General features: G+C 66.5%; 25 protein-coding genes. 5 read left to right on the top strand and 20 right to left on the bottom strand.

From position 1 onward, the window contains the following. Positions 1–10: 10 nt before the first annotated feature. The 9 genes from OJI97_RS05000 to glmU form a co-directional block, all read right to left on the bottom strand. A complete protein-coding gene (locus OJI97_RS05000; protein WP_297661705.1) occupies positions 11–880 on the bottom strand; it encodes a dienelactone hydrolase family protein in 870 nt (289 codons plus the stop codon). Between the two features lie 385 nt (positions 881–1265). Next, the gene (locus tag OJI97_RS05005; RefSeq protein WP_297661707.1) at positions 1266–1925 is read right to left on the bottom strand and encodes an HAD family phosphatase; all 660 of its coding nucleotides are present in this window, start codon (positions 1923–1925) and stop codon (positions 1266–1268) included. Then, a complete protein-coding gene (locus OJI97_RS05010; protein WP_297661709.1) occupies positions 1925–2530 on the bottom strand; it encodes a hypothetical protein in 606 nt (201 codons plus the stop codon). The genes OJI97_RS05005 and OJI97_RS05010 overlap by 1 nt, the downstream gene beginning before the upstream one ends. After that, positions 2527–4350: a glutamine--fructose-6-phosphate transaminase (isomerizing) gene (gene glmS / locus OJI97_RS05015; protein WP_297661711.1), complete on the bottom strand. Its 1824-nt coding sequence runs from the start codon at positions 4348–4350 to the stop codon at positions 2527–2529. The genes OJI97_RS05010 and glmS overlap by 4 nt, the downstream gene beginning before the upstream one ends. Before the next feature lie 16 nt (positions 4351–4366). Continuing rightward, positions 4367–4732, bottom strand: coding sequence for a type II toxin-antitoxin system VapC family toxin (locus OJI97_RS05020; RefSeq protein ID WP_297661712.1), 366 nt, complete (start codon positions 4730–4732; stop codon positions 4367–4369). Between the two features lie 3 nt (positions 4733–4735). Next, complete coding sequence (locus tag OJI97_RS05025) at positions 4736–4981, bottom strand: ribbon-helix-helix domain-containing protein (protein ID WP_297661714.1); 246 nt, start codon at positions 4979–4981, stop codon at positions 4736–4738. A 32-nt stretch (positions 4982–5013) separates the two neighbouring features. Further along, entirely contained in the window at positions 5014–5478 is a 465-nt protein-coding gene (locus OJI97_RS05030) for a GNAT family N-acetyltransferase (protein WP_297661716.1), read from the bottom strand. A gap of 1 nt (position 5479) precedes the next feature. Next, entirely contained in the window at positions 5480–5794 is a 315-nt protein-coding gene (locus OJI97_RS05035; protein ID WP_297661718.1) for a hypothetical protein, read from the bottom strand. After that, positions 5791–7146 carry a bifunctional UDP-N-acetylglucosamine diphosphorylase/glucosamine-1-phosphate N-acetyltransferase GlmU gene (glmU, locus tag OJI97_RS05040; RefSeq protein WP_297661720.1) on the bottom strand — a complete coding sequence of 452 codons (1356 nt, stop codon included), beginning with the start codon at positions 7144–7146 and terminating at the stop codon, positions 5791–5793. Before glmU ends, OJI97_RS05035 begins: the two co-directional genes overlap by 4 nt. A 47-nt stretch (positions 7147–7193) precedes the next feature. Here glmU and OJI97_RS05045 point away from each other — a divergent pair, with 47 nt between their 5' ends. Next, on the top strand, positions 7194–7874 hold the full coding sequence (locus OJI97_RS05045) for an HAD-IA family hydrolase (RefSeq protein WP_297661722.1): 681 nt from the start codon (positions 7194–7196) through the stop codon (positions 7872–7874). Positions 7875–7985: 111 nt separating this feature from the next. On the opposite strand, the gene OJI97_RS05050 is transcribed toward OJI97_RS05045, so the two are convergent. The 8 genes from OJI97_RS05050 to OJI97_RS05085 form a co-directional block, all read right to left on the bottom strand. Next, a complete protein-coding gene (locus OJI97_RS05050; RefSeq protein WP_297661723.1) occupies positions 7986–8999 on the bottom strand; it encodes a nucleotidyltransferase family protein in 1014 nt (337 codons plus the stop codon). Next, complete coding sequence (locus OJI97_RS05055) at positions 8996–9862, bottom strand: HprK-related kinase A (protein ID WP_297661725.1); 867 nt, start codon at positions 9860–9862, stop codon at positions 8996–8998. Before OJI97_RS05055 ends, OJI97_RS05050 begins: the two co-directional genes overlap by 4 nt. Continuing rightward, on the bottom strand, positions 9859–10140 hold the full coding sequence (locus tag OJI97_RS05060) for an HPr-rel-A system PqqD family peptide chaperone (protein ID WP_297661727.1): 282 nt from the start codon (positions 10138–10140) through the stop codon (positions 9859–9861). Before OJI97_RS05060 ends, OJI97_RS05055 begins: the two co-directional genes overlap by 4 nt. Beyond that, the gene (locus tag OJI97_RS05065; protein WP_297661728.1) at positions 10133–10579 is read right to left on the bottom strand and encodes a MarR family winged helix-turn-helix transcriptional regulator; all 447 of its coding nucleotides are present in this window, start codon (positions 10577–10579) and stop codon (positions 10133–10135) included. Before OJI97_RS05065 ends, OJI97_RS05060 begins: the two co-directional genes overlap by 8 nt. A gap of 185 nt (positions 10580–10764) precedes the next feature. Further along, positions 10765–12831 carry a TonB-dependent receptor gene (locus OJI97_RS05070; protein ID WP_297661730.1) on the bottom strand — a complete coding sequence of 689 codons (2067 nt, stop codon included), beginning with the start codon at positions 12829–12831 and terminating at the stop codon, positions 10765–10767. Further along, on the bottom strand, positions 12828–13460 hold the full coding sequence (gene maiA / locus OJI97_RS05075; RefSeq protein WP_297661732.1) for a maleylacetoacetate isomerase: 633 nt from the start codon (positions 13458–13460) through the stop codon (positions 12828–12830). The genes OJI97_RS05070 and maiA overlap by 4 nt, the downstream gene beginning before the upstream one ends. A 173-nt stretch (positions 13461–13633) precedes the next feature. After that, positions 13634–14656 carry an SO2930 family diheme c-type cytochrome gene (locus OJI97_RS05080; RefSeq protein ID WP_297661734.1) on the bottom strand — a complete coding sequence of 341 codons (1023 nt, stop codon included), beginning with the start codon at positions 14654–14656 and terminating at the stop codon, positions 13634–13636. Then, entirely contained in the window at positions 14653–15870 is a 1218-nt protein-coding gene (locus OJI97_RS05085) for a parallel beta-helix domain-containing protein (protein ID WP_297661736.1), read from the bottom strand. The genes OJI97_RS05080 and OJI97_RS05085 overlap by 4 nt, the downstream gene beginning before the upstream one ends. 98 nt (positions 15871–15968) lie before the next feature. Here OJI97_RS05085 and OJI97_RS05090 point away from each other — a divergent pair, with 98 nt between their 5' ends. After that, entirely contained in the window at positions 15969–16382 is a 414-nt protein-coding gene (locus OJI97_RS05090; RefSeq protein ID WP_297661738.1) for a DUF2147 domain-containing protein, read from the top strand. Between the two features lie 163 nt (positions 16383–16545). Here the strand turns inward: OJI97_RS05090 and OJI97_RS05095 are convergent, their stop codons facing one another. After that, positions 16546–17244, bottom strand: a complete 699-nt coding sequence (locus OJI97_RS05095) for an amino acid racemase (protein ID WP_297661740.1) — start codon at positions 17242–17244, stop codon at positions 16546–16548. A 132-nt stretch (positions 17245–17376) separates the two neighbouring features. On the opposite strand from OJI97_RS05095, the gene OJI97_RS05100 reads away from it, so the two are divergent. The 3 genes from OJI97_RS05100 to OJI97_RS05110 are packed head-to-tail and all read left to right on the top strand — an operon-like array spanning position 17377 to position 19147. Next, a complete protein-coding gene (locus OJI97_RS05100) occupies positions 17377–17784 on the top strand; it encodes a DUF4383 domain-containing protein (protein WP_297661742.1) in 408 nt (135 codons plus the stop codon). Continuing rightward, positions 17781–18842 carry a hypothetical protein gene (locus OJI97_RS05105; RefSeq protein ID WP_297661744.1) on the top strand — a complete coding sequence of 354 codons (1062 nt, stop codon included), beginning with the start codon at positions 17781–17783 and terminating at the stop codon, positions 18840–18842. The genes OJI97_RS05100 and OJI97_RS05105 overlap by 4 nt, the downstream gene beginning before the upstream one ends. Next, positions 18842–19147, top strand: a complete 306-nt coding sequence (locus OJI97_RS05110; RefSeq protein ID WP_297661746.1) for a hypothetical protein — start codon at positions 18842–18844, stop codon at positions 19145–19147. The genes OJI97_RS05105 and OJI97_RS05110 overlap by 1 nt, the downstream gene beginning before the upstream one ends. 156 nt (positions 19148–19303) lie before the next feature. Here OJI97_RS05110 and OJI97_RS05115 read toward each other — a convergent pair whose 3' ends face one another. After that, on the bottom strand, positions 19304–20869 hold the full coding sequence (locus tag OJI97_RS05115; RefSeq protein ID WP_297661748.1) for an FAD-binding oxidoreductase: 1566 nt from the start codon (positions 20867–20869) through the stop codon (positions 19304–19306). 13 nt (positions 20870–20882) lie between these two features. Beyond that, the coding region (locus tag OJI97_RS05120) for an NAD(P)(+) transhydrogenase (Re/Si-specific) subunit beta (RefSeq protein WP_297661750.1) at positions 20883–21158 on the bottom strand (276 nt) is incomplete at its 5' end.

Here is a 21158-nt window from a genome sequence, read left to right on the forward strand (position 1 = left end):
ATCGGCGGCATCAGAGACTCGCCTTGAACAATTCGAGCATCCGTCCCCACGCCTTCTCCGCTGCCGCCTCGTTATAGGCGCGGCCGTCGGGCGGGCACCAGCCGTGCATCGCGCCCTTGTAGACCTCGACCTCGTGCCATTCCGGGCGCGGGCCGAGCGCGGTTTTGAGCCGGTTCTTCTCTTCGGGGTCCTTTTGGTCGTCATTGTCGGCGATGGCGAACAGATAGCCCGCCTGCGTTTCGGGAATCAGCAGATGCGGGCTGTCGGGCTTGTCGGTGCCGACCGACGCGCCGTGGAAGCTCGCCGCTGCCTTGACCCGCGTCGGGCTGAGCGCCGCGGTATAGATGACCATCGGCCCGCCCATGCAATAGCCCGCGGTGCCGAGCCCCTTCGCGGTATCGACCTCGGCCTGCGCGTCGAGGAAGGCGAGATGCGCTTTGGCGTCGGTCTGCACGAGCGTGCGGTTCAGTTGCTTGAGGTAGCCGAACAGCGTCTCGCGCACCCCCGGATCGTCGAAGTCATGCCCGGCATGGACGACCGGCGCCTTGGCCCAGCGATAAAAGGGATTCACGCACAGCACGGCATAGCCCTCGCCCGCCAGCCGCTCGGCCATCTGGCGAAAGGCAGGGCGCAGGCCGCGAATATCGGGCCAGATCAGCACGCCGGGATGCTTGCCCTCGGCCGGCGCGACGAACCAGGCGTCGACGGTCCCGTCGGCAGTCTTGATCTCCACGTCGCGTCCCTTGACCGGCCCGGCGGCGCAGGCCGCGGCGGGCAGGATCGAGGCAATCGCGCCCGCACCGACCAGCGCCCCGAAATCGCGGCGGCGGACGGGGATGCCGGCGCGGTCCAGATCGGCTTCGGTGATGTCGTCGCACATGGGCTTTCTCCTCTTTCCGGCATCGATACGCAGCGGAATGCCAAAGGCTGCGGCCGCGAAAGGCGATTCTCTGCGCGTGGCGAGAAACCGCGCAACTCCACGCTGAAAATGCGGGAGCGAAGCCGATGCCTATGAACCCAGCTAAGCACGGCCGGGCCTAATAGGAAAGGCCTTCTCCTCCTCTCCCCGTCATCCCGCAAACTCTCCCCGTCATCCCCGCGAAGACGGGGATTCAGCTTGCTTGTTGTCCCGCCTTCTTCGCGCCTTTGCGCCTTTGCGTGAGATTTTCAAAAGACTCACGCAAAGGCGCAAAGGCGCGAAGACAATAAGCGGGATCCCCGCCTTCGCGGGGATGACGGGGAAGAAACGGGGACGACGAAGGAGGTCAGCGGATGGCGATGAGATCGTCGTAGCTGTGCGCAACCCGATGGACGCCGACCTCGCGGAGCTTCGCGCCGTGCGCCGTCCGGTCGAGGATATGCCCAGCCCCGCAGAAACCGATCACCGTCATCCCCGCCGCGAGCGCCGCGCGGGCGCCGATCGGCGAATCCTCGATCGCCAAACAGGCGGCAGGATCGAGGCCGAGCCCCTTCGCCGCGGCGAGGTAGATGTCGGGGTGCGGCTTGCCGCGTTCCCAGCCATCGGCGCTGTAGACATGCCGCCCGAAATGATGCGCGAGCCCGAAGCGGTCGAGCGACGCCGCGATATAGGCGGGGCTGCTCGACGACGCGATCGCGCGCGGCCGGTCGCCGAGCGTATCGAGAAACGCCGGTGCGCCGGGGACGGGCGCAAACCCCTCCGCGAAACGGATTTGCGCCCGCGCGCGATGCTGCTCGCGAAAATCGGCGGGCAGCGGGCGCCCGAAGCGGGCGACGATGCGCCGCTCGGTCTCCTGCCAATTATGCCCGCAATAATCGCGCAGGCACTCCTCATAGGTCGTGGACAGCCCGATCGCGGTCAGGCTTTCGGCGAGCGTCCGGTTCGCGCGGACCTCGCTGTCGGCGATGACGCCGTCGAAATCGAAGATGATGGCGGCGGGGGGCATCAGAGCCGCCTATCGAGGAAATCGAACAGCTCGCCCGCCCATTTCCGGCGCTGCTCGATAAGGGCAAGATAGGCTTCGGGTCGCCATGCCTGCAGATCGGCAATGACGTCCGCCAACGCCACGATATCGTCAAGGCCCGTTTCCGCCAGCGTGCTTGCACGGCCGCCGGCATCGACAGCGCCCCAGATCAGGATGGCGCCGTCAACGGGCTGCGCCACGCCCTTCAGCGTCACATGTAGGCGCTCGCCCCGCGCCGCAGCGAGAAAAGCGGCGAAGGCTGGTTTGCGATGGTGGTCGAGCTGCCGTGGCTCGGTCAGGGTCAGATAGCGATAGCCTTGATACTCGATCTCGCATTTCTGTTCGACGACGTGAAGTCGCCCGGTACGCCGGTCGCGAAAAAGGAAATCGAGCGTGTGCCGCTTTCCGTCATGATGCACCGTCGGCCGCCCCAAATTCTCATAGGGTGCGCGAATATCCCGACACCAGAGATCGACCAGCGTTTCGGAAAAAATGCCGAACAGTCGCGCGAGATATTTGCCACGCGCCGCCTCGGCGTCGCTCTGGCGAAACACCGCCTGAAAGGGAAGCGCAGCTTCCGCGCTCACTCCACCGTCACCGACTTGGCGAGGTTGCGCGGCTGGTCGACATCGGTGCCCTTGGCCACCGCGACATGATAGGCGAGCAACTGAACCGGCACCGCATAGACCAGCGGGGCGATCAGCGGGTGGACCTTGGGCATCTCGATCGTCGCCATGCAGCCGTCGCCCGCTTCGGCGAGCCCCTCGGCATCGCTGATCAGCACCACTTTGCCGCCGCGCGCCATCACCTCCTGCATGTTGCTGACGGTTTTTTCGAACAGCGGGCCGCTCGGCGCGAGGACAATCACCGGAACCGCTTCGTCGATCAGCGCGATCGGGCCGTGCTTCATTTCGCCCGAGGCATAGCCTTCGGCGTGGATGTAGCTGATTTCCTTGAGCTTCAGCGCGCCCTCGAGCGCGAGCGGATAATCGGGTCCGCGGCCGAGGTAGAGCACGTCGCGCGCCGGGGCGACGAGGTGCGCCATCTTCGCAATCTCCTCGTCGTGCGACAGCGCGGCGTTGAGCGCGGCGGGCGCCTCGATCAGGTGGCGGACGATTTCGCGCTCCTCGGCCTCGCTGAGCTTGCCCTTCTTGAGCGCGAGATGCGCGGCGAGCGCGGCGAGCACCGCGAGCTGGCAGGTGAAGGCCTTGGTCGAGGCGACGCCGATCTCCGGCCCCGCATGGGTCGGAAGCAGCAGGTCGGCCTCGCGCGCCATGCTGCTGGTCGGCACGTTGACGACGACCGCGATCGTCTGCCCGTTCGCCTTGCAATGACGCAGCGCCGCAAGCGTATCGGCGGTCTCGCCCGACTGCGAGATGAAGAGCGCGAGCCCGCCCGGCTGGAGCACCGGGTCGCGATAGCGGAATTCCGACGCGACATCGATGTCGACGGGGACGCGCGCGAAGGTCTCGAACCAATATTTGGCGACCATGCCGGCGTAGAAGCTGGTGCCGCAGGCGACGATGGTGATGCGCTCGATCTTGCTCAGATCGAAATCCATCTGCGGCAGCGCGACCGTCTGTTCGAGCGGGCGGATGTAGGAAGAGAGCGTCTGCGCAACCACCGTCGGCTGCTCGAAAATCTCCTTTTGCATGAAATGGCGGTAATTGCCCTTCTCGACCGCCGCCGCGGTGACACCCGACGTCGTAACGACACGCTCTACGGGATTATTTTCTCTATCGAAAATCTTCGCGCCGTCGCGGGTGATGACAACCCAGTCGCCCTCCTCCAGATAGGCGATCTTCTGCGTCAGCGGCGCGAGTGCAAGCGCGTCGGAACCGAGATAGGTCTCCCCATCGCCGTAACCGACGACGAGCGGCGAGCCGAGACGCGCGCCGATCAGCAGGTCGGGATGCTGGCGAAACGCGATGGCAAGCGCGAAGGCACCGCGAAGCTGCGGCAGCACCGCCTTGACCGCGTCCGCGGGCGACTGACCCGCCTCGACCTGTTCGGAGACGAGGTGCGCGACGACCTCGGTATCGGTCTCGCTCTCGAAGCTGCGGCCGCGCGCCTGCAAGGCTTCGCGCAGCGGCTTGAAATTTTCGATGATTCCGTTGTGAACCAGCGCAATCTCGCCGGTCGCGTGCGGGTGTGCGTTGCTCGTCGTCGGCGCGCCGTGCGTCGCCCAGCGGGTGTGCGCGATGCCGACGGTGCCGGGCGCGGGATTGCCCGCGAGCTCCTTGACGAGATTGTTCAGCTTCCCCTCGGCACGGCGACGGATGAGCCGGCCGCCGTCGACCGTGCAGACACCCGCCGAGTCATAGCCGCGATATTCCATGCGCCGAAGCCCGTCGACGAGGCGATCCACGACCTGGGTCTTGCCGATAATTCCGATGATTCCGCACATAGTTGGCTGGCTTTCTTCAGAGTATGTAGGGGACACGGATGCCCGGCATATTGGCTGGGAAATCCTTGGTATTGCGTGTAATCAGGATCGCCCCGTTCACTTGCGCAGTGGCGAGGATATAGGCGTCCATCAGCTTCATCCGGGACCGAAAGCGGATATCGGCGGCCGCCAGTGAAATTCTGGGGTCGATTTCCACCACCTCGAATGGCGCGATCAACTGCTTGATCACGTCACGCTTTTCGAGCGGTTCGCCGGCCAGAATTTCCGTCCACACGATCCGGCTGATCCGGTGACGCCTGTAGCGGGAAATCTCGGCGATGGCAGGGGCTCTATCCCACAACCAGTCGATCAGGATATTTGTATCGAAAAAGGGGTCCGACACCGCTCAGATATCTTCGTATGGGCGGCGATCTTCGCGCATGGCGCGCTGATATTCGACGGCATCGCCAATATCGTCGCGCCCCTTCCAATAGCCCGCCCCCCGCATGATCCAGTCCTTGCTGTTGTCGTTCTGAGCGAGATACAGCTTCACCGCATCGCGGATCGCCGCCGCGCGCGAGCGCTTGGACTTCGCCGCCAGCGCGTCGAGCTTTTCGATGTCCTCGTCGGGAATGTCGGTCAGGATTCGCATTTGATATACTGATATCATATCATGATATCATGTCAATCGAAGAGCTTCCGATAGACGAGAAAGCCCGGCTTCTCGGCGATCCGGTCATAGAGTTTCATCGCGGTCGCGTTCGTTTCGTGCGTCTGCCAATAGACGCGCGACAACCCCTGCGTGCGTGCCGCGGCATAGACCGCCTCGATCAACGCGCGGCCGACGCCCTTTCCGCGCGCATCGGCCGTGGTGAACAGGTCCTGCAAATAGAGCGACGGCAGCAACGCCGTGGTGCTCCGGTGGAGCAGATAGTGGGTGAGGCCCAGGAGCGCGCCGTCCTGCTCGGCGACGAGCGCGAACATCGGCTCATAGGGATCGAAGAAGCGCTCCCATGTCGCGGCGGTGATTTCGGGCGCCAGCGCAGCCGCGCCGATGCGCCCGTAAAAGGCGTTATAGCCGTCCCAGAGCGGCAGCCAGCGGTCGTAATCGGCGCGCCGGACGGGCCGGACGATCACCCCGCCGGCCACGTTAGGCGCGCCCGAAATTGCGGTCGACGAAGGTCATCGCGAATTGCGCGGGGTCGGCGGGGCGGCCGTTGCCGGCCTCGAACCGCAGCTTGCCCTCCTCCCAGATCTTGCGGATCTGCGCGGGCAATTCGGGCGCGAATTTCATCTGCTTCACGACGATCTCGGTCCAGCTTCCGGTCTGCCCCAGGCTCTGGCGCAGCGTCGGCTCCATCGCCACACAATAGGCCCGCGTGGGCTCGTCGAGATGGCCGATCGCGTTCAGCACCCAGGCGTCGACATAGCGCAGGAAGGGCTTGTCGTCGTAGCGGTCGCTCATTTCTTCGCCTCCGCCGCCTTCTTCCTGCGCATCGCGTCGTGGAAGCGGTCGGCCCAGCCGGGTTTCACCGACTGTTCGGCGCGGACGAGGCGAAGCTCGCCGTCCATCACGTCGGCGGTCACCGTGCTCCCCGCGCCGACGATCGCGTCGCGGCCGATCTTCACCGGCGCGACGAGCGCGCTGTTCGACCCGATGAAGGCATGGTCGCCGATCTCGGTCCTGTATTTGAAATAGCCGTCGTAATTGCAGGTGATCGTCCCCGCGCCGATATTCGCCCCCGCGCCGACGCTGACGTCGCCCAGATAGGTGAGGTGGTTGGCCTTGGCACCCTTGCCGAGCACCGCTTTCTTCGTCTCGACGAAATTGCCGATCTTCGCTTTCTCGCCCAGCACGGTGCCGGGGCGGAGGCGCGCGAAGGGACCGACCTCGCAGCCCTCGCCGATCGTCGCGCCCTCGATATGGCAGTTGGCGCGGATCGTCACCTTGTCGGCGACTTTCACGCCGGGGCCGAAGAAGACGTTGGGTTCGATCGTCACGTCGCGGCCGATTTCGGTGTCCCACGAGAACCAGACGGTGTCGGGTGCGCGCAGCGACGCCCCGCCCGCCATCGCTTCTTCGCGCTTGAACGCCTGCCATTGCGCTTCGGCGGCAGCGAGTTCGGCGCGGCTGTTGATGCCGGCAACCTCGTGGGCATCGGTCTCGATCGCCGCGACGCGCGCGCCTTCGGCGATCGCGCCGGTCGCGACGTCGGGCAGATAATATTCGCCCTGCGCATTGTCGTTGCCGACCGCGTCCAGCAGGCGCCACATGTCGGACGCGCCCGCGACGATGACGCCCGAATTGCACAGATCGACCGCGCGCTCCCCGGCGCTGGCGTCCTTATATTCGACCATCTTGCGGACCGTCCCGTCGGCGTCGGCGATGATCCGGCCATAGGCGCCGGCATCCGCCGGGCGAAAGCCCAACACCGCGACGCGGGCGCCCGAATCGAGCGCCGCGCACAGCCGCCGGACGGTATCGGCGGTCAGCATCGGGCAGTCGCCGAAGCAGACGAGAATCACGCCCTCGAACCCGGCCAGCGCCTCGCGCGCCTGAAGCGCCGCGTGCGCGGTGCCCAATTGCGGCTCCTGAACCGCGGTGACCGCGCCGGTTCCGGCGAGCGCCACCTCAACCTGATCGCGCTTGTCGCCGACGACGACGACCGTGGCCGCCGGCGCCAGCGCGGCGAAGCTGTCCATCAGGTGGAGCAGCATCGGCCGCCCGGCGATCGGGTGCAGCACTTTGTGGAGGCCGGACTTCATGCGGGTGCCCTTGCCCGCGGCAAGGATGATGGCGGCGATCTGCTGGGTCATTCGCGCGCCATGCCAGCAAATCATTGCGGATTCCAGCACATCACGCCATGCCGACCGATATGAGCGATTTCCCCTTCCGCGTCGTCGGCTTCGACCTTGACGGCACCCTCGTCGACACCGCCGCCGACCTGACCGCCGCCGTGAACCATGCCCTGTCGCTGATCGACCGCGCGCCGCTGAGCGAAGCCGAGGTCCGGCCGATGATCGGGCTCGGCGCGAAGCATATGCTCGAACAGGGGCTCCGCGCGACCGGCGGCGCGGAGGAGGGTGTCGTCGAGCGGCTCTATCCCGATCTGCTGCGCCATTATGAAGCGCATATCGCCGTGCACAGCCGGCCTTTTCCCGGCCTGACCGCCGCGCTCGACCGGCTCGACGCACTCGGCGTCCGCACCGCGGTCGCGACCAACAAAGCCGAGGGGATGGCGCGAAAGCTGCTCGGCGAGTTGGGTCTCGCCGACCGCATGGCGGCGATTATCGGCGGTGACACGCTGGGGCCCGGCAACCGCAAGCCCTCCCCCGCCCCGATCCTGGCGATGATCGCGCAGAGCGGCGGCGGCCGCACCGCCTTCGTCGGCGACAGCATCTACGACGTCATGGCGGCGCGCGCCGCGGCGACGCCGAGCATCGTCGTCGGCTTCGGCTTCCTCGACCGGCCGGCCGAGGAGCTGGGCGCCGATCATGTCATCGACCATTATGACGAACTGGTGCCGCTGCTCGCGGGGCTTTAGAGCCAGGATCGTCATTGCGAGCGAAGCGAAGCAATCCAGAGCGGTTTACACTACTCTGGATTGCCGCGTCGCTTCGCTCCTCGCAATGACGATTCTTGCTCGCGTCCGATTTCAACGCTTCCGCCACTTGGTCCACAAATGCCGCGACAGCATCAGCGGCGGCATCCGCAGCCAGTGCGAACGGATGTAGAAGGCCTGCTGGAGCGCGAAATGCGTCGCATGGCCCCAATCGTCGCGCGCGAGCAGGCGGCGCTTGAACCATAGGTCGGCGGGGTCGTGCCTGTCCCATCCCGAAGGCAGCGCCGAACCGTAAAGGTCGCGCGCCAGCCTCGCCGCCCGATGCACCGGCGCGTGGAGGCCGTGCCGGTCGGCGCGGGCATCGAGCTTGCCCCAGAAACCGGGATCGGCCGCGGCGAAATCGCGCGTCAGGGAATGAAAATCCCACAAATTGCGAAGCCCGCCCTGCAGATCGCCATCGGCGAGCAGATGCGCGGCGCAGTGACAGGCCATGTCGGTCGGGCACAGCACCGCAAAGCCGTTTTCGGTCGTCACCGCATCGCTGACGAGCGACAGGGCATCGGGCGCGATGCGGTGGGTCTGGGGCAGAATCGTGTGATGCACGTCGATCATCCGGTCGCGCGCCTTGTGGATCAGCGGCGGCAGTTCGTGCATATGCTCGCGGTAATAGGCGTCGTCATAGGGGTCGGACTTGACCCACTCCCACCCCGCCTCGAGCAGTTCATTCTCGGCGCGGCCGATGTCGCTGACGAGGACGAGAATGTCGAGGTCGCCGATCTGCCGCCCCTCAGCGCAGGAGAGGCCTGCGGCGGCATAGGCGGTGCCTTTGAGCAGCACGAACTCGATCCGCTCGCTCGCCAGCGCGCGGCGCGCCATTTCGGCTTCCCACATGGATTGGGCCTGCGCGACCGCCGCCGCCGCGCGCTGATCGGCGAACAACGCGGCGACGGCAGGCGGCAGCGCCGCACCTTCGAGCCGGTGCGCGAGCGTCGCCAGCATCGCCTCGGCGCGCGCGACCGAGATCACGCCATCCCATTCGCGCGGCGCCAGCGCCGCCGCCTCGCGCCGCCCGGCGAGCAGATCGACGAGGGTGCGGATGGCGCTCACCGGACCGCCTCGGCGAAAAGCTGCTCGACCAGCGCCAGGCCGGTCGTGCTGTCGGGGTAGGAGATGCCAAACGCCGGCGTCTCGCGCACCAGCCGCGTCAGCGCGGCAAAACCCGGTTCGCCGAGCGCGACATAGTTGGTCGAGGCTTCGGTCAGGCGCACGAAGGCCTCGCCCTCGCCCATCGGCTCGATCGCCGCTTCGCCGCCGAAGCGCGGAAAGAGCAGCAGCGCCGGGCGCGCGGGCTCGTGCATCGCGGCGATGGCGTCGGCGCGCGGGATCAGGTGGCGGATGTCGCCCTTCGGCGTTCCCGCCAGCAAGGGGCCAAGGCGTGCGGTATCGACCCGCGCCGCAACCTCGGCGATCGCCGCATTCTTGAGGCTGACCGCGCGCGGGAACGCCAGCGCGTCGCCGCCCGCCGGGTCGATCAGCGTGAATTCGTCGCCCATCAGCCGCCAGCCATCCTCGCCGAGCAGCGCCGCCAGCGTCGACTTGCCCGATCCCGACTCGCCCGACATGATGACGGCGCGTCCGTCGCGCGCGACCGCGCTCGCGTGAAGCAGCAGATGCCGCCGCCAGCCGAGCGCAACCTGCAAATTCATCCCCATCTCGGCGGCGAGCAGCCCCATCGACAGCGGCAGCGGCAACGCATCGGGAATCACGAAATCGCCGCCGATCTGCACCGAGGGGCGCAGCCAGCGCCGCCACGGGCGCGCCGCGAACAGCCGCACGGTCGCGTCGGCGGGACGGGTATCGTCCCGCGGATAGCCCGCATAGAGCCGGTCGAGCACCGCGACCGGCGCGCGCCAGTCGCTGCCGATGCGAAACTGGACCGGACCGACCGCGATGCGCGTGCTGTGCCTCACGCCTCCGCCACCAGCCCCATCGCGGCGAGTTCGGCCAGCCGCTCGGCAATCAGCGGCATCGGATCGCCCTCGCCGCCGAGGTCGAAGCGCGCCGCCAGCCGCTCGGCAACCGTCGCCGCGTTGCAGCGATCATCCGCCATCGCGGCCAATATTTCGGGCATCGGCTGGATCATCAGGTGCGTCTGCATCGATCGGCGGTCGAACAGCACGGTCAGATCGCCGAGCGCCTCGATGCGCAACGTCTCCGGCGGCGCCGCGCGATAGACGCGGTCAGCCATAATCTTCGGCGGCCGCGGTCAGTTTCGCCAGGATCGCCATCAGCGTCGCGCGCTCGGCGCCGCTGAGCTTCGATTCGAGCTGCGCCTCGCTGGCGAGCGCGGCGGGCACGATGGCGTCGTAGAGCGAGCGGCCGGTGTCGGTCAGTTCCAGATGGTGCGAGCGCCCGTCGGCCTCGTGCGCCTGGCGCGCGATGAGATGGCGGTCGGCGAGCGCCTTGGCCGCGCGGTTGACCGTCACCTTGTCCATCCGCGTCGCGGCGACGAGCTCGCGCTGCGTCTTGGGCTTGCCTTCGCCGAGCACCGCCATCAGCCGCCACTCGGGAATCTTGAGCCCGAAGCGGTTCTGATATTCGGCGGCAATCCGGCTCGATAGCGTGTTCGACGCGATCGACAGGCGGTAAGGCAGGAAATTGTCGAGATTCAGCTTTTTCGCGGCCATCACCTTGCACCCCACATCACCGTCGCCGTCACGCTCTTTGCGTTATCTAGAACAGGATGCCGTCTATTGGAATCGTCATTGCGAGCGGAGCGAAGCAATCCAGAGCGGTTTACGCCACTCTGGATTGCTTCGCTCCGCTCGCAATGACGAAATTACCAATCGCATTCCAATCCCGGCCGCGAAAATCAGAACCGCGCGCGCGCGCCGATCCAGAGCGTGCGCGGCGTCGCACGCTCGACGATCCCCGCCGACGAGATCGCCGCGGGCACGAGGGTGTTGGTCAGATTCTCGCCCCGCGCCTCGATGCTGACCGCATCGGTGACGCGCCACGACAGGCCCGCATCGAGCGTCAGCGCGTCGTCCAGCACCTGAAGCCCGAGATCGTCCTCATTCTGCTTGCCGATATAGCGCAAGGTCGCAAAGCCCCCGAACGGACCGTTTCCGTTCGACCGCAGCGACACGCTGCCGCTGTTTTTCGCGATCTGCGCCGGACGGCGGCCGTCGAGGCTTGCCGCGGCGCCTGCGGCGTCGACCTTCGCATCGGTAAAGGCCCAGGTCGCGCGCAGCGCCACCGGGCCGAGCTGCTGGTCGGCGGCGAATTCGATCCCCTTGCTGTCGATCGCACCCAGATTTTGCCGCTGGCTGAGGTTCGGCGCGAGCGTCACATTGGCGATCGCATTTTCGAGCCGGTTGGCGAAGAAGGTTACCGACAGCTTGGTGCCGTCGCGGCTCCAGTCCGCGCCGGCCTCGCCGCCCCACAGCCGTTCGGGCCTCAGCAATTCGTTCGCGATGGTCGTGTCGGCGCCGACCCGGAACGGGCGATAGAGTTCGTTGAGGGTCGGCAGACGCCAGCCGCGATAGGCCGCGGCGCGCAGCGCGAAGCCGTCCGAGGTCCAGCGCACGCCCGCGCGGCCGCTGCCTTCCCAGCCGGTTCGCGCTGGAAAATCGAGGTCGGTGATCAGCGGCCCGCCGATATTGCGTTCGAGCCGATAGCCGGTGCCGAGCCACCAGCGGTCGATCCGGCCGCCGAGGGTCCAGAGCAGGCCATCGCCTGCGTCGCCCGAACTCCATTCGGCGAACGTGCCGACCGTGTCGCTGCTGCCCCCGGCGATGCGGTGGCGGCCCGGCGTGGTGCCGGAGAAGAAATAATCCTCCTCGGTGCGGCCGGTGGTGCGGCGCCAGTCGACGCCGACGCGGAGCGGATTGGCGTCGCCGATCGCGGGGCGCACCTCGACGCGCGCGCCGATCCCGGTCGCGGGAACGCTTTGGAAGAGCGCGGGCGCGACACTGTTCCGCCCCGCCGCGACGCTCGCGAAGCCGCTGTCGAAATCGCGAAGCTGGAGATAGGCGAGCGCCAGCCATTGGGTCGCGCCCGCCGGATCGTGAACGAAGCGCAGACTCGCATCGATCCCGTCGAACTTGCTCGTCGTAAAATCGGTGCCGCGGTCGCGATGGTCCGAAAAGCCGCGCAGACTCGCCTCGATCCGGCTGTCGGCGCCGGCGTCGAAGCGCAGGCGGATGCCGAGCCCGCCCTGCTCGTAGGGCGCGGCGCGGTCGACCGTGCCGCGCTGGCTCTTCACGATCGGAATGAACCCGTCGCCGCGGCTGTAGCGGCCATCGATCGCGACTTGCCCGCTGCCGAGCCCGGTTCCGGCGCTGGCCGAAAAGTCGAGGCTGTCGCGGCTGCCATAGGCGGCGCTCGCTTCGGCGCCGTCGGTCATCGTCGAATAGAGGCCGATCGTCCCCGCCAGCGCGCCGGGTCCGTCGACCCCGCTGCCGCCGCCGCGCGTGACGATGATGCCGCCGAGGTTGATCGCGTCATAGGCGCTCCATGCCACCCAGCCGCCGAACGGATCGGCCTGCGGTACCCCGTCGAGCGTGACCAGCGCGCGGCTCGACGCATTGCCGCCGAGTCCGCGCAAGGTCACCCCCTGGCTCGTCGGATGCGCGGTGCGCCCGTCGGAACGGCGGAACTGGACGATCCCCGCTTCGTCGCGGAGGCGGTTTTCGATGCGGGCGCCGAGGCCGGGATCGAGGTCGGAAATCACGCTTGCGCCCTGAACCCTGTCGCTGTCGGTGCGCCGCAAAAGACCGCTGCCATTGACGATGATTTCTTCTGGGGGCCGCCGAGGTGGATAGACCAAGTCCACTTCCGCCCATGGGTTTTCCCATGCGTTTTCATCGCTCGCATCCTGCGCCATCGCCACTACCGGCAGCGCCAGCGCCGCAACCCCCGTCAGAAGCCGGATCACGCCGCTTTCACCGCATCGGGGTGCGCCTTCCGGAAGGCATCCAGTTCCATGCACGCCGCATCGATCTCGATCAGGCGCGGATAATGGTCGATCGGCACCTCGAAGCGCCGCGCATTATACATCTGCGGCACGAGACAGCAGTCGGCGATCCCCGGCGCGTCGCCGCCGAGATATTGACCCTCGCCCGCCATGGCTTCCAGCGCGTCGAAGCCCTGCAAGATCCATTCGTGAATCCAGCGGTCCTTGGTCTGCTCGTTGAGCCCCAGATCGCGGGTCAGATATTTGAGGATGCGCAGATTGTTGAGCGGGTGGATGTCGCACGCAACGACATAGGCCTGCGCGAGCGCGACCGCGCGCGGCATCGCTTCGTCGGGAATCAGCCGCGGCTGGGGGAAGGCGCGGTCGAGCCAGTCGATGATCGCGAGGCTCTGGATGATCGTCTCGCCGTCCGCGACCAGCATCGGCACGAAACCCTGCGCATTCTGCGCCAGATATTCGTCGCTCTTCTGCTCGCCCGCGATCAGGCTGACCTCGACGCGCTCATAGGCGAGCCCTTTGAGGTTCAGCGCGATGCGGACGCGATAGCTGGCCGAGGAGCGGAAATAATCGTGGAGGACGAGAGAGGTCATGCGCGGACCTAGGATCAGTTCGGCCCTTTTGGCAAGCGCCCTGCCAAAGCAGCGTCATCCAACACTCGTCATTGCGAGCGGCGAAGCCGCGCGGCAATCCAGAGCGTGCGGTAACCGCTCTGGATTGCTTCGCTCCGCTCGCAATGACGAGATGGGGAATGAAACGTCCCGCTTCACTCGCCCTTCGGCATCTCCGATATCCATTGTCGCAGCAACGCCGCGCCTTCCTTGTGAACCGTCGAGCGCCCCAGCTCAGGCATCGCGATTCCGGGGTCGAGGCTTTCGAGGCGATAGATCAAGAAGCTGTGGTCGGGGTCGCCCGGCTGAATCGCGAAATCCATCCCGCCGCTGCCGCGCCCCGCCGCCGTGGGGCGCTTGCCGATGCCGTAATTGACCCCGACCGGGTCGGTCCAGCGCAGGAACAGGCCGCTGTTCGACGCGCTGCCTTGCGGGTTATGGCAATGCGCGCAATTGGCATCGAGATAGGCGCGGGCGCGGTCCTGCACCGTGCCGCTTGTCGGGTCGTCCCAACGCGGCATCACCGGCTGCAACGCTTCGGGATTATCGAAATAGAGGTGCTTCGCATCATCCGTCATCGCCGTCGGCAGCACCAGGTTGCGCGCCTTGGGGCCGATCGGCTCGATCGTTCCCGCCAGATTGTGGCATTCCTTGCACTGGTTGCGGTTGGGCACGCCGTAGCGGATGCTGTGCGCCTCGCCGTCGGGGCTTTTGAACGTCACCGGCACGCGGCGCCCGGCGATGGCGAGCGAGGCGTCCTTGCCGTCGGCATCCCAGATATAGGGGAGCGCGACCCAGCCCTTGGCGCGGTGGATCAGGAGCCGCGTCTCGACGGGGCGTCCGCCGTTCCAGTCGGGCCAGCCGAAGCTCTTGACGATGACGGTGCCGACCGGAAAATCGATCGTCCCGTCCGCGCGCACTTTCGCTTTCTGCCCCGCGGGGATCGAGACGAAGCGATGCTTTTCGGCATAGTCGCTGAACAGCGGCGTCTCCAGCGTATAGGCGAAGCTCGCGACGGGACGCGCGGGATCGTTCGCGGCGAACAGCCCGAACGCCGACAGCTTCGGCGGCGTCGCATCGCCATCGATCAGCGCCTGATCGACATGCGGCGGCGCCCCGCCGCTCGCGCCGCTCGCGCAGAGCAGCGCCGCCGCGAGCGCCGCGACCGCGCGTTTCACTGGACCTTCGCCTCCATGGCTTCGGGCAGCGTGATGCCGGGCAGCGGCGCGGGCGGCGTGCCTTTCGACAGGTCGGCGGGCGCCGGCTTGGCCTCGCTCTGCGGCGTCGTCACGTCGGGCAGGCCGAGCGACAGCACCCCGACCTTGTCGAGCACCACCGCGTCGCCCGCGCCGTCCCACAGGATCGGCGGAATCGCGCCGCCCAACGCCGCCGCGATCTCGGCGCCGCCCGCGAAGGCGGGGGCATAGCCCGCCTTTCCATGCTGATTATCGCGCACGACGATCGCCTTCGGCAGCGGCTGATATTTGGGGTCCTTCTGATCGTAGCGATAGCCGACGATCATCACATTGGCGGTGCCGTTCTGATCGAAGGCGTTGCCGAACACCTCGACATGCGTGTTCGCCATCACCAGCACCCCGGTGCCGGTCGGCACGCTCGCGACGATATTGCCCTTCGGCGCGAAATTGGGCGTGCTGTTGTCGCTCACGATATTCTCGAACACCCGGACATTGTGCCCGCCCTGCTGCGGCAGGTTCGGCAGGTCGAACACCAATATGCCGCCGGTGTTCTTCGTCGCGATATTGTCGTGAACGTCGGCGTCGAAGCTGTTCTCGATCTCGATCCCCGCGACATTCTCGGTCGCGATCGAATCGCGGACGACGATGTTCCTCGACTGGCCGACATAGATGCCCGCGTCGGAGGCGCCGCGGACATAGACGCTGTCGATCAGCACGTCGCTGCTCTCGACCGGATAGACGCCATAGGCGCCGTTGGTCGCCTTCGGCCCTCCGGTCCATTCGACGCGAAGCTCGTGATAGACGATGCGGTCGGCGCCCTTCGACTTGATCCCGTCGCCGCGCGTGTTGAGCACCGCGAAATTGGTGAGGAAAACATCGTCGGAGGTGACGAGCAGCCCCTCGCCCGCCCCCTGCTGGCCCGAGAAGTCGAGGATCGATCCCTCGCCGTCCTTGGTCCCCGCGCCGCGCACGGTGACATTGTCGACGTCGAGCGACAGGCCGTCGGTCAGCTTCCACACCCCCGCGCCGAGTTCGACCGTGTCGCCGGGCTCGGCGAGGATCAGCGCCTCCTGCAGCTTTTCATTGGCGTCGGGCGTATCGGCGCTGACGCTGATCGTCTTGGCCGCCGCCGGGCTGGCGATGAAAGCCGCGACGAGGGCAAGCGTCGCCGCGTAGCGAAAGCCATGGAATCGCATAGGTCTCTCCCTTGTTTGGGCGGATCATGCGGCAAGACTTGACGGATGCCAAGCAGGTTGCTGACATGGCTGTAGCTAAAAAATGGGGAGAGGTCGCAATGTTCTATAGAGTTGCCCTGGCGCTTGGCGCCCTGGTCGCCGTCCCATCCGTAGCCGCCGCGCCCGCGTCGGTCGGCGGGCGCTGGAAGACCGACGACGGGAAGGCCATCGTCGCGATGGCGCCGTGCGGCGCGAAGATGTGTGGGCGGATCGAGCGCCTGCTGATCAGGCAGCCGGCAGGCGGCCAGCTCGACGAGCGCAACCCCGACAAGGCGAAGCGCGGCCGCGCGGTGACCGGGCTGCAAATCTATTGGGACCTCGTGCCGGGCGACGACGGCTGGCGCGGTCAGGGCTACAGCCCCGAAGACGGCCGCTATTACAAGGCACACTTGCGCGTCGCGGGCAACAAGCTGACGATGAAGGGCTGCGTCGCGGTCTTCTGCCGCACCGTGACCTGGACGCGGGTGAGCTAGGGAACCAACATCCCTTTATCAAACCCGATTCCCCGCGCGACGCCGAGGGGCTCCGCCGAGCGAAGTCGAGGCTATTACGGTGCGGTTCTCGCTCCGCTCGAACAAGCCCCTCGGCTTCGCTCGGGGAATCGGGACATTCCAGCGATGTCGTGCTTTACCCGGCTCAGGGCGCATCCCCCAGTATCCAGTCCACCCCCGCCGCGACATGAATGCGCGTCGTGTCGTAGATCGGCAGGACATTGGCGTCGGGGTCGACCAGCATCACCAGTTCGGTGCAGGCGAGCACCAGCGCCTGCACATCCTGCTTGGCGATGTCGGTGATGAAGGTCCGCATCGTGCGGCGCGCGTCTTCGGTGACCTTGCCCTGCATGAGCTGGTCATAGATGATATCGTCGATCACCTCGGCGCGCGACGCGTCATAGGGCGCGAGGGTCAGCCCGTGGCGGACGAGACGCTGGCGGAACCAGGGTTCGGCCATCACGTTGCGGGTGCCGATTACCGCCGCCGACCTGATCCCGTCGGCCTTCATCTTCTCGCCCGTCTCGTCGACGATATGGAGCAGCGGGATAGAGATCGCCGCCGCGACATCCTCGGCAACCTTGTGCATCGAATTGGCCGCGATCATCAGCGCGGTCGCGCCCGCGTCCTCCAGCCGCTTCGCCGATGCGATCAGCACCTCCTTCGCATGGTCCCATTGCTCGGGCGTCGAAAGGCGCGACAGGTCGCAATAGTTGAGGCTTTCGAGCAGGATCGGCGCCGAGCAGGACGTCCCAATCCGTTTCTGCACGCCCTTGTTGAGATGGCGGTAATAAAGCTCGGTCGAGGCCCAGCTCATGCCGCCGATCAGGCCGATTTTGCGCATATGATCATTTCCCTGGTTCGAATTTTTGCCTGCCTTACCGGCAAGTTGCCGCCCGGTCGAGGCGCTGCTTGACCCGCCGCGCCGAATATCGTTCATCTGCGCTGGACGCGGCAGGAAAGAGGAGCGAAGGCGATGGACCCGATACGCAGATGGGGCTGGATCTATTTCGCGGCGCTCGTCGCGGTGGTGATCATCGGCTATATCCCGGCGTTCGAGGATGCCGACGGCAATCTTTTCGGCCTGTTCAAGCTCGATCTCTATGACGACGCGCTTCATCTCGCCTCGGGCCTGTGGGGCGGGATCGCCGCCTGGCATTCGCGCCGCACCGCGGAACAATATTTCCGGGTCTTCGGCCCGCTCTATTTCCTCGACGGGGTGCTCGGGCTCATCACCGGCATGGGCTATCTCGACGGCGGCATCTTCCTTTATGGCCCCATCGATCTACCGCTGATCACCCGCTTCTTCGCCAACCTGCCGCACCTGATCCTCGGCGGATGGGCGGCTTATGTCGGCTATGTCATGGCGCGGAAGACCGCGTGACCGGAAAGAAGAAGCGCCGATTCAGGAAGCGCTATGCGCTGGCGCTGCTACTCTTCGCGCTGATCCTCTGGCCGGTCCTCTATATCGAACTCGGCTGCGGGCCATCGGCGCAGGCCGCCGCGCCTTACCGTCCGCTGCTCGCGAACGCGGCCGACCGGCGACCCGAAGCGCGCACGCTCCTGACCTATCCCGAATGGCATATCGTCTATTCGGCCGAGAGCCTGGGCCGCCACCTCGCCGACAAGCCGCCGAGCAGCTATCGCTATCTCCGCGACATTCGCAGTTTCTGGTCGAGCTATTGCGCGCTCAATCGCGCCGCCGACCCCGATGATGCGGGCGATGCGAAGGTGATGCTCTATACGATCGGCATCAGCTTCAGCGCCGAAATGGCGGTGAAGGCGGCGTGGGAGAATACGGTCGGCCGCCTCTTCGAAGGAATGGGCGGCTATCGCAGCGCCGAGGATCGCTATGCCGCGGGGGTGCAGCAGCGCTATGGCGCCTTCATGCACGAAACGCCCTGGTATCGCTTTCCCTTCGGGCAGGCGTTCACCGGCCTCTGGCACACCGATTTCGGCGGCGTGCGCGGCGTCGAGCGGCGCGTCGCGCTCAGCCTCGAATATGGGGTGAAGACGGGCTATGCGAAGCTGATCGGCTGGGCGAGCGGCACCGCGCTGGGCGCCGACGAGGTGCGGATGCGGCTGGTGCTCGACGCGACGCCCGAACAAATCACGGCGATCGACCCGCGACTGAAGGTCATCTCGTCCGGCGCGCAAGGCACAGTGGTCGATGCACCGCGTTATGCCCAATTCACCGACATTGCGCGGAAGATCGCCGCGGCCGGAATCGCGTTCCGCGAGATTGCGGGCAACGACGATATCTTCCTCACCGTCCTCGCGCCCGCGTCGAAGCCCGCAGGCCAGCCGCTGCTGTCGATGGCGCTCGGCGACCGGCCGGGCTGGGAACGGCGCGGCTATCTGGTCAAAGTACCCGCGCTGTCGGCAAGGCTCGCCGCGCTCCCTGCCGAGGGCGCGACCCTCGAACATATCTACGATTACTGATGAAGCGCACGCTGACCGGCGCCGCCCTTGCCCTGCTCGCATGGGTCGCGATCATGCTCTTCCTGCCCTTCGCCGGTCCCTCGGGGCGGCAGGTCGCGGTGGTGGGCGACACGGGCAAGGCGCTGCGTACCATCGCCGATGCCGGCGGCCGCGTCGTCGCGGTGCGCAAGAATGCGGTGATAGCGGTCGCGACCGACGATCGGGGGTTCGTGTGGCGGCTCTACCGGAACGGAGCGCCGCTGGTGATCGAGGGGCGGATCGCAGCGGCGTGTTTTCCGGTTGCTACACCGGCATCGCGGAAATAGACTGTTCCCCCGCGAAGGAGCATCGGGTCGGATCGTCCCCCGGACGATCCTTGACCATGCGGGGCATGGTCAACCCGATGCTGGTCCATCTCCGGCCGGTGCCAGTCCGAAACGGCAAGAGATGGGTCCCCGCCTGCGCGGGGACACGTGGTTTATTTACGTGGATTCCGCATAGCGATCATACCAGCGGTTCCGGAACAGCCCCTCCGGATCCCATTTCCTCTTCTCCACGACGAACGCATCGAACTCGGGATAGGCCCGCCTGAGCTGCTCGCCCGAATAATGAAGCTGGTAGGGCAGGAAGAAGCGCCCGCCATGCTTCGCGGTCAGGTCGATCAGTTCGCGGGTCAGCCGGTCCATCTCCGCATTCCCCGCGGCGTCGGTCGGCTGGTTGATATAGAGAACGACCGAAAACGCCGGTTCGGGCGCATAGCTCAGCGCATTCTCCTCCTTCTCGACCGCGCGGATCGAGGCGTTGAGAAGGTTGGTCTTGCGCCGCTTGAACACCGCGCGCAGGTCGGCGACGAACGGCAGCAGGGCCGCGCGCGGCACGAAATATTCGTGGAGGATGTCGGTCTCGCCGCGCAGATCATTGTAGAGATAAGGCACCGAGTCATGCATCGGGTCGTTGCGCGACACGAGGCATGCTTCGCCGTCCCGCATCGCCTGCGCCCGCGTGACGGTGCAGCTTTCGATGCGATGCTCGATATTCTTCTCGGTCCACCATTTGAGCGACTTGAGCCAGTCGGCGCGCTTCGACATATTGACCGTCAGGCGGCGTAGCTTGACCGCGCCGACCTCCGACAAGGGCGCGCGCTCCAGCCCCGCTTCATCAGGCACTTTGGTGTAGCGATAGACCAGCGCTTCCTCGAGCAGGCTGCCCGGCGCGGTCGACAAATGGGTGTAGGTGAGTCCGATATCGGGATCGGCCTCCAGTGCCGCAAAGGTCTTCGGAAAATCCTTCGTCGCGATCACCGCGCGGCTCGATTGGTAGATATCGTTCGGCACCACGTCGAGCGTCGCTTCGGTGACGATCCCGAACAGGCCGTAACCGCCGACGACATGGCGGAAGAGGTCGGGATTCTCCTCCCGCGACGCGGTGACGACGCGCCCATCGGCGAGCATCACGCGCAGCGCGCGGATCGATCCCATCATCGCCCCGGCGCGGTGGTCCATCCCATGCGCGTTGACCGCAATCGATCCGCCGACGGTGAAGACGTCGGTCGACTGCATCGCCTTGATCGCGAATTCGGGATGGATTTTGTTCTGAATGTCATGCCAGCGCGCGCCCGCGCCGACCGTGATCGTGCGCGCCTCGCGGTCGAACCGCACCGCGTTCATCCGCCGCATGTCGATCACCACGCCGCCCTTGGCGAAGGCCTGCCCGCCCATGCTGTGCTTCGCGCCCGCCGCGGTCACCGGCAGCGTGTTCGCGCGCGCATAGGCGAGCGTATCGGCAAGCTGCGCCTCGGTCGCCGGGGCGACGATGCCGCGGATCGCGGTGCGGCTCAAACAGCTTTCGTCGTTGATCGTGCCGCCCGCCTGCACCCAGTCAGGTTCGGCGGCGGCATCGGCCTGGACCTTGTCGAAGGCCAATTTCGCGACCTCGGGCCCGCAGTCCTTGATCCCGTCGGGATCGGCGGCCAGCGGCGCGGCCCAGATCGCCGCGCCCGTCGCCGAGGCCGCGGCGACGCCGCCGACGACCCAGCGTTTTCTGACCACCCCGCCGCGGCCCTTAGTGCCCGCCGCCGTTGAGCGCCTTGACGATATCGTCGGCCATCTTCTTGGCATCGCCGAGCAGCATCATCGTATTGTCCATGTAGAAGACGTCGTTGTCGACGCCGGCATAGCCGACCCCGCCCATCGATCGCTTCACGAACAGCACGGTCTTGGCCTTTTCCACGTCGAGCACCGGCATCCCATAGATGGGCGATGTCTTGTCGGTCTTTGCCGCCGGGTTGGTCACGTCGTTGGCGCCGATCACGAAGGCGACGTCGGCCTGCGCGAACTC

The organism is Sphingopyxis sp. (assembly GCF_025869345.1).
Taxonomy (GTDB): domain Bacteria; phylum Pseudomonadota; class Alphaproteobacteria; order Sphingomonadales; family Sphingomonadaceae; genus Sphingopyxis.